The 12906-nt window shown below is 69.4% G+C and carries 10 protein-coding genes and 1 pseudogene; 5 read left to right on the plus strand and 6 right to left on the minus strand.

Features of this window, described 5'->3' with window-relative positions; all coding sequences use genetic code 11:
* Positions 1–555 precede the first annotated feature (555 nt).
* Both O1G22_RS02865 and O1G22_RS02870 read left to right on the plus strand, forming a co-directional pair.
* A complete protein-coding gene (locus O1G22_RS02865) occupies positions 556–1197 on the plus strand; it encodes a LysM peptidoglycan-binding domain-containing protein (protein WP_270079811.1) in 642 nt (213 codons plus the stop codon).
* Positions 1198–1311: 114 nt separating this feature from the next.
* The gene (locus tag O1G22_RS02870; RefSeq protein WP_270079812.1) at positions 1312–1833 is read left to right on the plus strand and encodes an HAD domain-containing protein; all 522 of its coding nucleotides are present in this window, start codon (positions 1312–1314) and stop codon (positions 1831–1833) included.
* A 722-nt stretch (positions 1834–2555) separates the two neighbouring features.
* Here O1G22_RS02870 and O1G22_RS02875 read toward each other — a convergent pair.
* Complete coding sequence (locus O1G22_RS02875; RefSeq protein WP_225100006.1) at positions 2556–2801, minus strand: Smr/MutS family protein; 246 nt, start codon at positions 2799–2801, stop codon at positions 2556–2558.
* A 220-nt stretch (positions 2802–3021) separates the two neighbouring features.
* Between O1G22_RS02875 and O1G22_RS02880 the strand changes: the two genes are divergently transcribed.
* The 3 genes from O1G22_RS02880 to O1G22_RS02890 all read left to right on the plus strand — a co-directional run bounded on the left by O1G22_RS02880 (position 3022) and on the right by O1G22_RS02890 (position 7325).
* Positions 3022–6126, plus strand: a complete 3105-nt coding sequence (locus tag O1G22_RS02880) for an alpha-L-rhamnosidase (RefSeq protein ID WP_270079813.1) — start codon at positions 3022–3024, stop codon at positions 6124–6126.
* 265 nt (positions 6127–6391) lie between these two features.
* Positions 6392–6670, plus strand: coding sequence for a hypothetical protein (locus tag O1G22_RS02885; RefSeq protein WP_270079814.1), 279 nt, complete (start codon positions 6392–6394; stop codon positions 6668–6670).
* Positions 6671–6824: 154 nt separating this feature from the next.
* A complete protein-coding gene (locus O1G22_RS02890) occupies positions 6825–7325 on the plus strand; it encodes a GNAT family N-acetyltransferase (RefSeq protein ID WP_270079815.1) in 501 nt (166 codons plus the stop codon).
* Between the two features lie 194 nt (positions 7326–7519).
* Here O1G22_RS02890 and O1G22_RS02895 read toward each other — a convergent pair.
* The 5 genes and pseudogenes from O1G22_RS02895 to O1G22_RS02915 all read right to left on the minus strand — a co-directional run.
* Positions 7520–7852: pseudogene (locus O1G22_RS02895) on the minus strand (SAM-dependent methyltransferase); the annotation flags it as partial.
* Positions 7853–7975: 123 nt separating this feature from the next.
* Positions 7976–8311 (minus strand): MazG-like family protein, encoded by a 336-nt coding sequence (locus O1G22_RS02900; protein ID WP_270079817.1) that lies wholly within the window; start codon positions 8309–8311, stop codon positions 7976–7978.
* A gap of 41 nt (positions 8312–8352) precedes the next feature.
* Positions 8353–10236 (minus strand): ATP-binding cassette domain-containing protein, encoded by a 1884-nt coding sequence (locus tag O1G22_RS02905; RefSeq protein WP_428986474.1) that lies wholly within the window; start codon positions 10234–10236, stop codon positions 8353–8355.
* Between the two features lie 338 nt (positions 10237–10574).
* Positions 10575–11657: a S1 family peptidase gene (locus tag O1G22_RS02910; RefSeq protein ID WP_270079819.1), complete on the minus strand. Its 1083-nt coding sequence runs from the start codon at positions 11655–11657 to the stop codon at positions 10575–10577.
* 475 nt (positions 11658–12132) lie between these two features.
* Positions 12133–12774, minus strand: a complete 642-nt coding sequence (locus tag O1G22_RS02915; protein ID WP_270079820.1) for a methyltransferase family protein — start codon at positions 12772–12774, stop codon at positions 12133–12135.
* Between the last annotated feature and the right edge of the window lie 132 nt (positions 12775–12906).

Raw genomic sequence — 12906 nt, forward strand, 5'->3', positions numbered from 1 at the left:
GTCAATCAGCGCTGTTCGCCGGTGACTTCGTCTTGTGTCGCACCGTTGAGTACGGGGACGGCAGACGCCTCGCTCAAGGGGGAAGGTGAGCGTTGACCTAGATTCCCTTACCGAATCCGCATGCGGGGACGGGTACGCGCCCCAGGTCGCTGTCCTGGGTGGCCAAGACGCGGATCATCGCGCGGCCGGGGCCCGTGTGCGCCTCCTGCCCCGTTCGCCGCAGCGCCCGGTACTGCGACGATGCCATCCCGGCCGCCGCATCCGAGCGGAGCGTCCCGTACCCCGCCGTAGGCGTGCGCCGCCCCTGCGGCGCCGTCTCAGGCCGGTCGGAGCCCTGTCACGTGGGGGACTCAACTTCCGTGCGCTCCTGCCCACTTGCGTGCTCGCAAGCCACGGTATCTGACGGATCGTCACTGAAGCGGGTGGTGGCACGTGACGGCGCATGACGGGCCGTGAGCTCTTCGCGCCTTGTGAGCGGCCAGGCGTCGCTGCCGTACTTCCTACAGCCCGCCGGGGACCACCGGTGGGCGGGAACTGCAGTGGAGAGGAAGGCCTATGACCGCACGACCGCGGCACCGCCGCACCGCGCCCCCACGGCTCCTGCCGTCGCTCCGCACCGCCCTTGTCCTCGGCAGCTTCGGCATCGTTCTGCCGCTCCTCGTACCGGCCGTCGCCCAAGCGGCCTCCGGCACCACCTGGGACCGGGTCGCCGGCTGCGAGAGCGGGGGCGACTGGAGCATCAACACCGGCAACGGCAATTACGGCGGGCTGCAGTTCACGCAGCGGACGTGGGTGGCGTACGGCGGGACCGCGTACGCGCCGCGGGCCGATCTGGCGAGCCGGGCGGCACAGATCGCCGTGGCGGAAGCGGTGCTCGCCCGGCAGGGGCCCGGAGCATGGCCGGTCTGCTCGGTACGGGCGCACCTCACGCGCGGCGGCGGGCGGAGCGAGCCGGTCGAACGCCCCAGCACTCTCCGGCACACCGCACCCACGTCCCGCTCGCACCGCGGTACCGGCCACCGCCCCAACGGCTCGTACACCGTGGTCGAGGGCGACACCCTGTCCGGCGTCGCGCGGCAGGCCGCCGTCACCGGCGGCTGGCAGCGGCTCTACGAAGCCAACCGGAACATCATCGGCGCCGACCCAGGCATGATCCAGCCGGGCCAGCGGCTCACCCTCCCCTCCTCCACGAGTTAGCGCGCTCACCGGCCCTCCGCCGGTTCCCGGCCTGCGTCGAGGACCCGGCGTAGGGCCGAGCCGTTCGCCCGTTCCAGGCTGGTCCCACCTGGGCGTGGTGGCTATCGTGCTGCTGTGACAGGTTCTGCACGAGGTCCGCTGCTTTTTCTTGATGTCGACGGGCCGCTCATCCCGTTCGGCGCGACGGGGCAGCAGTATCCGATCCATGCGACAGATCCGGGTCCGGGTGCGGCCGCCGCGAATCCACTGCTGACCAGGATCGATCCCGAACACGGAACCCGTCTGAAAAGCCTCCCGTGCGAGATCGTCTGGGCCACGACGTGGATGGCTGACGCCAACGAGTGCATCTGCCCCCGCATCGGACTGCCTGAGCTGGCCGTGGTGATCTGGCCGGGGCCGTCCGACCTCGACGACCAGGACGAACGCGACGGACTGCACTGGAAGACCCGTACGCTCGTCGACCGGGCGGCAGGTCGCCCCTTCGCCTGGGTCGACGACGAGGTCACCGACACCGATCGTGCCTGGGTCGCCGTCCACCACCCCGGCCCCGCCCTGCTCCGTCGCGTCGATGCACGCCTCGGTCTCACCGACGACGACTACGCGGCTCTCGACTCGTGGCTGCGGCAGCCGTCCTGACACGCAGCGCCTCACGTGCACACCCTGCGCGTCGGCCCCTGCCTCAAGCGGGCCGCGCGTGACCGGCGGCCGGCCTTCGAGCACGCCGACCACGTCGCCTACGACCGGGCGGTCATGGCAGCGGGCACCCGGCGCATTCCCGAGGCCGCGTGCGGCCGCCAGACGCATGAGCGGTGGACGGCGCCCGGACAGATGCAGTTCGACTTTCCGATGCGACACGCGCTCACCCCGGTGGCTTCTTCGACTCACCTTCGACGGCACCACGGGCGCCGAACACCGAGTCCCGGCCAGTCGAAGATCCGCGTCACGGCCGGCGCAGCGAACCGGCCGCCGGCCCGGTCCGCAGGCGGCGTAGTACCCCGTGACGAGGAACGGCACGGCGGCGAAGGTAAATCGTCCGGCGGTACCGATGCGGGCGAAGGCCGGTCGGTCAGGGTGCGTCGTGGCGCAGCCCGGCGACGAAGGCCGTGCCGTTCGGTGTGCCGACGCCCGTCATGGTGTCGTAGCCCACCGGCCAGGTCAGGCTTCAGCCACACCTGGACGGTCATCTGCAGGGAGGACGGCACGGCCCCCGGCAAGGGACATGGCGTGCACAGTGGGGGAAACCGTTCCCGGCACCGGTGCGGTGGAGGCCGCCTGTGCGGTGGCGGGTACCTCCAGTACCGCACCGGCCAATGCCATGGCCCCCCACCTCTTCGAGAAGGTTTTTGCGGCGCGAATGATCACCGGAAGTGGACGAGGATCCGTCCGGCGTTGCCGGTGTCGACCTCGCGCCGGACATACAGCTTCCGGATGTGCTTCTGGTCCAGGAACGCGAGTACGCGGGCCTTGAGCCGCCCGGATCCCTTGCCCGGAATGATCTCCACGACAGACTCGCCCGAATGGTTGGCCTTGAACAGGAACTGACGCAGAGCCAGTTCGATGTCGCGGTTGTTGCGGAAGATCGGATGGAGATCGAGCGACATCATGCGGAACCTCCTGGTGAAGCGGGACGGGCGCGCGAATCGCAGACCAGTTAAGCATCACGGTTTTGAACGGTTTCAATCACCCACTCACCGCAGCCGCTTCTGTTTGATTCTGTCGAATGTTCCTGCTGCTAGAGCGGTAGACAGACACCACATCCGTCACTAGCTTCATCGGACGGCGAGTTGAATCGATACAAACGAGCCTCAGTCGAAGGGACATGGCATGAGCGACGGCATACGCCGCAGGACGGTTCTGGCCACGGCACTGGGTTCGGTGCCGGCGGTCGTGGCGGGCGGGATCGGCGGAGCCGGCACGGCACGAGCGGCCGTACCGACCGCAGGAGGCACAAGCGTGGCAGGGCTGACGGTCGAACACCGCACGAACCCGCTGGGCGTGGACGCGGCCGCGCCACGGTTCGGCTGGCGCATGGTCTCCTCGGCCCGCGGCCGCCGGCAGAGCGCCTACCGGCTCCTCGTGGCCACCACCGCCGAGCGCCTGCGTGACGGCCGGGCCGACGTTTGGGACAGCGGCCGCGTCACCTCGGCGGACTCCGTCGCCGTACGGTACGCGGGCCGGGCCCTGCGGCCTTCGACCCGCTACTTCTGGACGGTCCTGGTCCAGGACGAGGACGGGCGGGACGTCCCCGACGCCCCCGTCGCCTTCTTCGAGACCGGCCTGCTGAGCACGGACGGAAAGATCGGCTGGGACGGTGCCCGCTGGATCACCATGGCGGGCAAGAAGCCGAACTCCCCCGGCGCCCCGCTGCTGCGCCGCGAGGCCACGCTCCGGGGGCGGGTGCGCGCGGCACGGCTGTACGTGTCGGCACTCGGCGTGTACGAGGCGTACGTCAACGGCCACCGCGTCACCGCACCGCACGGAGAATCTTCCGGCGGCTCCACCGAGGAACTGCTCACCCCGGGCTGGACCAACTACGACACCACGGTCAGCTACTTCACCTACGACGTCACCGAACTGCTCGCCGGCGAACGGAAGATCACCCTCGCCGCCGTCCTGGGCAACGGCTGGTACAACGGCCGCGTCTCCCAAGGCAGCGTCTACTACTCCCCGGACGGCAACCCGCTCGCCCTGAAGGCCCGACTACTGCTGCGCTACGCCGACGGCTCGACGCAGAGCCTGGTCACCGCGCCGGACTCCGGCTGGAAGGCCACGGACAGCGGCCCCTACCGCGCCGACGACATCTACGACGGCCAAACCTACGACGCCCGCGAAGAGTTGCCCGGCTGGACGGCCGGCGGCTACAACGACTCCGGGTGGGCGGACGTCACCGAGCACCCGTACGCGACCCGCTTCCCCGCCGCCAAGCTGATCGCCTACCCCGGCGAGAGCGCCCGGCTGACGCCCGAGTGGGACCGCAGACCCCACTCCGTCACCGTCTGCACCGGGGTCGCGGGCCAGGACGGCAGCCCCAACGGCAAGGGGCACATCGTCGTCGACGCCTCGCGCACGGTCACCGACCCCGCCAGGGCCGCCACCGCTTCGGTGACCCTCGCAGAGGGCGACACGGCGATCTTCGACCTGGCACAGAACATGGTCGGTGTACCCCGCTACACCGTGCGCGGGTCCGCAGGCGCCCAGGTGACCGTCCGCTTCGGCGAGATGCTCAACGACGCGAGCAAGGGCGCCGACGGCCCGGAGGGCTCGGTCTACCGCGCCAATCTGCGGGGCGCGAAGGCCACCAGCGTCTACACCCTCAAGGGCGACCCACTCGGCGAGACCCACCAGGACTCGCTCACCTTCTACGGCTTCCGGTACGCCTCCGTCACCGTCACCGGCGGCCCGGTCACCGTCACCGACCTGACCGGCAGGGTCGCCACGTCGGCCCTCCGCGAGATCGGATCGGTCACGACCGACGACGACAAGGTCAACCAGCTGATCAGCAACGTCCATTGGGGCCAGCGCGGCAACTATCTCTGGGTCCCCACCGACTGCCCACAGCGCGACGAACGCCTCGGCTGGACCGGCGACACCCAGCTGTTCTCCAACACCGGCCTGTACAACGTCGACGCCGTCGCCTTCCTGAGCCACTTCGAGGACATCCTCATCGACTCGCAGAAGACCTACGGCGAGGACCACGCCCAGTTCACCCATGTCGCACCGGGCAACCGGTACAACTCGCCGGTTCCTGCGAGCGGTTGGGCCGACTGTGGCGTCGTCGTCCCCTGGACGGTGTGGCAGATGTCCGGTGACACCACCGTCGTCGATCGCAGTTGGGATGCCATGACGACGTACATGGACTGGATCCGGCAGCGCACCGGGGACAGTTACGCCGGGCAGGGCGCGATCTACGGTGACTGGCTTGCCTTCCAGCAGACCAGCACACAGCTCATGAGCGACGTCTACTACGGCTACAGCGCACGCCTGATGGCGGACATGGCCGCGGCCACGGGCCGGACCACCCAGGCCCGCGCCTACCAGGACCTCTTCGCGCACATCAAACGGGCCTTCATCACCAAGTACCTGAGCACCGAGGACGGCCGGCTCACCGTGCGCTCCAGCCTCGGCGACGCCTCGCCCGTCACGCCCGGCGGTACCACCAAGACCGAGGACAACTCCCAGACCGCGCTGCTGTGGGTGCTCAAGCTCGGCTTCTACGACACCGAGGCCCAGCACCGCCAACTGGTCACGCTGCTCGCCGAGAACATCGGCAACGACGCCGCCTACAAGGCCGCCCACCCCGACAGCACACGTGTCCAGTACGCCGAGGACACCCTCGCCGTCGGCTTCCTCGGCGTCAACGTCCTCGCCCCCGTACTCACCGACGAGGGCCACGCCGACCTCGCCTACAAGCTGCTCCACCAGAACGCCATGCCGTCCTGGCTGTACTCCGTCGACAACGGCGCGACCACCGTCTGGGAGCGCTGGAACTCCTACTCCAAGCAGGACGGCTTCGGCCCGGTCGCGATGAACTCCTTCAACCACTACTCCTACGGCGCGATCATGGAGTGGATGTACGAGAGCATGGCCGGCATCGCCAAGGACCCGGCCGGCCCCGGCTTCCGCCACTTCTTCCTCCGGCCCCACCTCGACCCGACCGGGAGGATCACCCACGTGTCCGGCTCGCACGTGTCGCCCTACGGTGAGATCGTCAGCGAGTGGCGGACCGAGCACCGGACGCTCGCCTACCGGGCGACGGTCCCCGCCAACAGCACGGCGACCCTGTCCCTCCCCACCGCCGACCCGTCCACCGTCCGCGAGGGCAGAACTCCCCTGTCCCGCGCCCAAGGCGTCCAGTACCTGGGCTTCACGAACGGCTCGGCCTCGTACCGGCTGCCGTCCGGGCACTACGATCTGACCGCGATCCTGTAGCCCACGCGACCAGAACGCTCGGCCCACACCCAGGGGACCCCGAGGCGTGATCCGGGGTTTCCCTGATGCCGGGGGCGGGCGAAGGATCAACCTGGATGTATGACGAACCGTCACCGGCGCCGTCGTCGTACAGCCATATGGCTGCGCTCCCTTGCCGCCTGTGCCGCCGCCGCGGTCTGTACCCTCGCCGCCGCGCTCCCCGCCGGAGCGGCCGTCCGCGCCCCCAGCTCTCTGTCGCACCCCGGGAGGCTGACGCACCGTGCCGGTGACGGACAGACGCAGCGGGCGCCTGCCGGCGGTGCTCTACTCCCCCGGTCTCGGCGAACCCCGCACCTGGGGCACCACGTTGGCAGCGGACCTTGCCGACCGCGGTTGTGCCGTCGCCGCGGGCATCGACATGGACGGAAATCTGAGCCATATCGACGGCTGGCTCATGCCGGTCGCCCAGCACGGCCTCGACAGACCCTTCCTGCTGCTCGGGAAGGACGGCGAGACCGACACAGGACCGGGCTGGCGCGCGTTCCGCGACTACGCTCCCGGCTGAAACCGACAGGTCACCCTCCGTGGCCCACAACACGCCCCGTTCACCGATGCGGAAGCGTTCCTCCCACAGCTGCATCTGCTGACATGGAGTTCGTGAACTGAGCGACGCGTCGGCTTCACTGACGTACGGAACCGAGAGGACCGAGAGGACCGAAATGCCCGCACTGCGCCCGGCCCGCGTTTCCGACCACGGCACGATCGTGGAATGTGTACAGCAGTGGTGGGGAGACTCACGCACCCCCGAGCAAGCCCGGGAACTGTCCCTGTTGCTGCCCAGGTTGTTCCTGCAGTACTTCTCCCGCACCAGCCTGGTCCTGGAGGACGGCCCCGACATCCGTGCGTTCCTCATCGGCTTCCATGCCGCCGACAACGACACCGAGGCATACATCCACTTCGTGGGGGTCGACCCCAAGCTGCGCGGACAGGGCATGGCACGACGCCTCTACACGGAGTTCCTCCGCGATGCCGCCGAACGGGGCCGCACGGAGGTCCGGGCGATCACCTCGCCGACGAACGCGGGGTCCATCGCGTTCCACCGCGCCATGGGGTTCTCCCTGGAGAGCGGGGACAGCGAGGTAGACGGCCTGCCCGTACACACCGACTACGACGGTCCTGGTCAGGACCGGGTGTGCTTCTACAAGAAGATCACCCGCTGACCCGGTCACGGTGACCGGCGGATCGCGGGCGGTGTCAGCCGGCGACGTGCGGCGGATCAACGACTCCCACGATGAGCATCGTTGTCCATGTTCAGCACCGTAGCCGGATGCCGAGGCAGCGAAGTCTCACGTGGGCTATGGGCGTTGGGGTGCGCCGACGGCCGGGGCCGGTGAGATGCCGGCCCCGGCTGCGGTCAGCGACGCATGAGCACGAAGACGCCCCAGCCCAGGTACTCGCGTTCATAGCGCGCGTACCGGACAGGGTCGGTGGTGAGCTCCTCCCTGAAAGCGGGGGCGAGTTCGTCCTCGGGGTTGCTGTCGAGCCAGCGGCGGATGTTGAGCCACTGGGCCGCGCGGTAGCGGTCCCAGCTGTCCTGGTCGGCGAGCACCATCTCGACGACGTCGTAGCCGAGTGACCCGAACTGCTCGATCAGCCCGGCCAGCGGGTGGAAGTCCGCACGGCTGCCGGCATGGCAGGCTTCGACGGCCTCCTGGGTCGGGGGTTCACGCCGCCAGAACGGCTCGCCGCGCTTCTCGCTGGTGAAGGGGTTGTGGATGCGGTGGCTGCTCTCGCGGATGGTGAAACTACGTGGTAGATCCACTTCGGGTCCTTCGGTCGGAACAGGTGGGGGCGGGCGCTGCGTGTCGGTTCATCCCGCGGGCCGCTCAGCGTTCTCGCCCAGGTCTCGGCCGGCGATGCGTTCCATGTGCCGGGCGAATACGGCCGCCGCGTCGGGATTCATGCGGATGAGTGCGACCATGCCGGTGACGATGACGTCGCAGACCTCGGCTTCGACGTCCTCCCAGGTGTGTGAGTGGCCCTTGCGGGGGTTCTGTCCCATGGCGCCGATCACCGCCTCGGCGACCTCACCGGCTTCCTCCTGGATCTTGAGCAGCTGCAGGAGGATGCGCTGTTCACGAGGGAGCGTGGAGTGGTTCTCCAAGCGGATGGCGAGGCGGGTGATCGTCTGCCAGGTGTCCGTCACGTGTGTCTCGATTCTGTGTCGTCAGGCGATGTCCCACGCGGTCACCGGTCCTGGGCCAGGGCGAGGAGCTCTGCGAACAGGCCGTCCGCGTGGGCGAGTTCCTCGTATGTTCCCTGTTCGATGACTCGTCCTTTGTCCATGACCAGAATCCGGTCGGCGAGCCGCGTGTTCTCCAGCTGGTGGGTGACGACGATCGTCATGCGTTCGGCGGCGACCCGCTTGATCTCCAGGAAGATGGCGTGCTCGCCCCGGGCGTCCATCTGCGAGGTCGGCTCGTCCAGGATCAGCAGGGGTGTCCGCCGGTACAAGGCCCGCCCGCACACGAGTCGTTGCCACTGCCCGCCGGACAGCTCCGCGCCGCCCCAGAGCTCCTTGGCGAGCAGGGTGTCGAGCTGCTGGGGGAGCCTTTCGATCGCTTCGCGCATGCCGACGGCGTCGACGACCTCCCACACCGGCCCGTCGTCGTAGGTCCTGGGCTGGCCCAGGGTGATGTTCTCTCGGGCGCGCAGGGGCCAGCATGCGAAGCCCTGGGGGACGAGCGCGGTGCGTTGCCATACGGCGTCAGGATCGGCCTGGGCGAGGTCGGTGTCGTCCCACACGACTCGTCCCTTGTCGGCGAGCAGGATGCCGGTGATGAGCTTGGTCAAGGTCGACTTGCCCGAGCCGTTCTCGCCGACGACGGCCAGGATCTCTCCCCGGCGCAGCGTGAGGGACACGCCGGCGACGGCCGGCTCCTCCTTGCCGGGGTACTGGTACACGACCTCGTCCAGGCGGATCTCGTCCACGCGTGCCGGGATGGTCAGCTCTCCTCGCTCGGGGGCGCGTTCAGCGGCCATGTCGAGGAAGGATCGCATGTCTGCCAGGTAGAGCGAGGTGTGGAACATCGCGGCGCCGTGAATGACGAACTGGGAGAGCGCGGCCAGCGTGGTCTGGACGGCGACGACGGCGGTCGCCGCGACGGGCAGGGCGACCTGGCCGGTGACGGCCAGCCAGGCGAGGGCGGTCCAGGTGCACAGCAGGAAGATCCCGCCCAGGGCGCTGGTAGCGAGGACGATGCGCAGCATCCGCGGGGCCGCGGTCAGCGTGCGCTGGTCGATCCGATCGGACAGGGCCCGGTACCAGTAGAGGAGGTAGCCGGTCATGCCGTTGGCCCGGACCTCGTCGCCGTAGCGGGAGTAGGTGGCCCACCAGCGCATCATGGAGCGCACATTGCGATCACCGATGTTGAGGTAGTGGGTCTCGTAGTCCACGCGGGCGGACAGTACGGCGCCGGCGCCGGCCGGGAGCACGGCCAGCAGGAGCAGAGGCAGCATCAGCGGGTGCAGCGCGGTGATGACACCGCTCGCCGCGATCATGCGGATCAGGGCGGACATGAAGCGTTGGGCGTCCTGCACCATCGTCCGGGTCCTGGTGACGCCGACTTCGGCGGCTTCCTGCCGATCGGCGAATCCGTCCTCGCCGTATGCGGAGGACTCCACGCGGCACACGGCGTTCACGAGGGCGATGTCCGCTTCGGTCATCAGCAGGGGTGTGATGCGCGCGTCGGCATAGGAGGACAGGGCGCCACTGATCCGGCCGATGCCCGCGGCGACCGTCACGACGGCGAGAGCGGGCAGTGCGGCGTGCAGGCGTTCGGAGACCGCGCCGGTGCCGAGGAGGTGTCTCATCGCCTGGGCCGTGAACGTGAGGACGACCGCGGCCGCGATGCCGGTGAGCAACTGGCAGACGAGGAGCACCGCGACGCCGGTCCTGTCGACGGCCCACGCCATGCGCGACGTATGCCTGAGCACGGCCGGAAGACGCCGGCACATGGCCCCGAAACCGGCATCTGCCAGGGGATTCTTCCCGTGCTTCCCCTCGAAGGTGATGGTGGCCGGGGGTGGTGGGGGCGGCGTCTTCGCGTATGCCGTCGAGGCGTCGGTCACAGTCACCTGCGTTCCTCCTTGGGGGCGGCGCCGCACCTGGATGGCTCGGCGGTGCCCGGCATAACGACGCTCCTGGAGATTCGAACGCACTCGATTCCGGACGCGCTGGGGCCCTTGAATCGCAAGGCCTCGAACGCGTGGCCACCGTGATGAAGCCGCCCTGGGGCGGCGAGGATTGGCCGAATCGCCGATGTCTGAAACGCGTGTGACGTATGAGATTTCATCGTGCGGTGACCCGGCCCCGGAACCCCGGACATGAAGACGCCTCAACCGGCCCCGTAGGAGGACCGGTTGAGGCGTGACCGCGGTGATCGCGGATGCGCACGGCAACCCGCGGGTTACGGAAGCGTGGCTCCCTCGGCGTTCAGCGCCGCCGGCACCGGCTGGAAGAAGGTCTCGCCGCCGGACGTGCAGTCACCGCTGCCGCCCGAGGTCAGCCCGATCGCCGCGTCGCCGTCGAAGAGCGCACCGCCGCTGTCCCCGGGCTCCGCGCACACATCGGTGTCGATGAGCCCGGAGACAGAGCCCTCCTCGTAGTTCACGGTCGCGTCGAGCCCGGTGACCGTGCCGCCATGGAGACCCGAGGTGCTGCCGCTGCGCTGGACCGACTCACCGACGTAGGCGTCGGCCGCGTGGGTGATCTGCTGGCTGCTGCCGTCGTAGAGGTCGACGACGCTGGAGTGGTCGCTGCTCGCGTCGTCGTACTGGACCAGGGCGTAGTCGGTGCCGGGGAACTGTGAGTCGACGGTCTGGCCTACCTCGCCGCCGCCCTGGGAGTCGGACCACGTCGAGGAGGCGTTGCCGCAGTGCCCGGCGGTGAGGAAGTACGGCGCTCCGTTCACGGTCACGTTGAACCCGAGGGAGCAGCGCACACCGCTGCCCCAGATGGCGTCGCCGTCCGCGATGAGCGGCTTGAACACGGAGGCGGCGCGACGTATGACGACCTTGTCTCCGAGCGCGCCGACCACGGTGTTCAACTGGGTGCGCTTGGCTCCGGTGACCGTCGGGTCGACGGTCACGACCACCTTGTCCTGACGGGGGTCTATCGACCAGGCGGTGCCGGCGATCCGGGCCCGCTGGGTCAACGTGCCCAGCACCCCGCGCAGTTGGGCGGTGGAGTAGCGCACGGTTCTGGGCACGGCGCCGGTGCCGCGGACCTGGTCGGCCGCGGACCGGTCGGTGATGTTGACGACGAACCGGTGGGCCGCGGCGTCGTAGTAGGAACCGGCGGCGCGGTCGCCCAGTCGTGCGACGAGGGCGGCGGTGGACGCGGCACGGGCCGCGGCCGGGGTGGCCGCGGCGGAAGCGGGGGCGGCCGTGGCCGAGCCGGCACCGGGGAGCAGGGCCGCCCCGGCCATGAGAACCGCGACGCTCGCTCCGGTGAGCGCGCGGGTGGTGAGAGCTGTTCGGCGTTGCGCCATGTGAAGCCTCCAGTGGGGGTTGCCCCGCCCGCTCGACGGGCCGGGGCCGGAGGGATGACAGACACGGGTACGCCCCGACCCCTGGGGATCCGGTCGTGCCCATGCCAAACGCCGACGAGTATGGCGATGCGCTCACGCCACAACAAGGAAGGATTCCGGCCGGGCATCCGGTACGGCGGACAGCCGATCGGCGCCGCCATCTCTGCACTCCGCACCTTCGGCCCGATGTCCGGCGTCACGCACGGTGGCCGTCCGCACGTCCGCCGCCCACGCTCGGTGCACCCATGGCTGGCCGGTACATATCGATTCCGTCCGGAATCCGGACCAGCCGTCCTTGTTTTAGAGCACTCTTGGCTCATCGATGACCGACGCGGCCACAGCGTCGGCTCGGGACATCACCCGGGGCCGTGTCACGGCCCCGGCAACAGGTCCGACTCCCGGGTGAGTTTCCCCTCCCGCTCACCGAACTCCGGTGCTACTGGTGCACACGGTCGCCGTGGCCCACTCCCGCCCGGTCTGGACGCGGCCAGGGGAGCAGCGCCGGAACACGGGCGCGGTAGGCCTCGTAGGCCGCACCGAACCGGCCTGCCATCAGCCGGTCCTCGGCCCGGACCCGCAGCAGCAGCCACGGAACGGCGACTATGAGGACCGCGGCCCAGACGCCGAAGCCACAGGCCAGCATGCCGCCGATGACGAGGCCGAGCAGCCCCGTGTAGATGGGATGGCGAACCAGGCCGTACGGACCGTCCGTGCGCAGTTCATGGTGTTCCCGGACCGTCGGAACGCTGGCCCACATCGTGCCCAGCACCCAGCGGGCCCACAGCAGCAGGGCGGTCGAGGCGACGGCGAGCGCGGCGCCCAGCAGGGCCAGCTCGGGCTGCCAGTACCGCAGATGCCGCCAGAAGCCCCGGGAGTGGTCGAGCAGCACCGAGAACACGTAGACACCCGCGATCAGGAGAATCCGGCGCGGCAACGTACGACGCTGCCCGCGCCACCAGCCGCGCACGCCGGCGTGGCTCTTCACGCCGAAGTAGAGCGCGCCCGCGATCCAGGCAGCATAAAAGATCAGGACACAGATTCCGATGAGTACGACGAGCGCCGAGTGAAGCGATCCCATGACTCAAGACTGCTCCGCGGACACGATGGATCACCACCACCCACGGGTCGATGGACATGGCCCCGCCCTTCTCCACCCCAGGATGGAGAGGCCACCTGTACCGAATCCGCGACCGGAATTCAGCACCTGTGA

This window comes from Streptomyces camelliae, from assembly GCF_027625935.1.
Classification (GTDB): Bacteria; Actinomycetota; Actinomycetes; order Streptomycetales; family Streptomycetaceae; genus Streptomyces; species Streptomyces camelliae.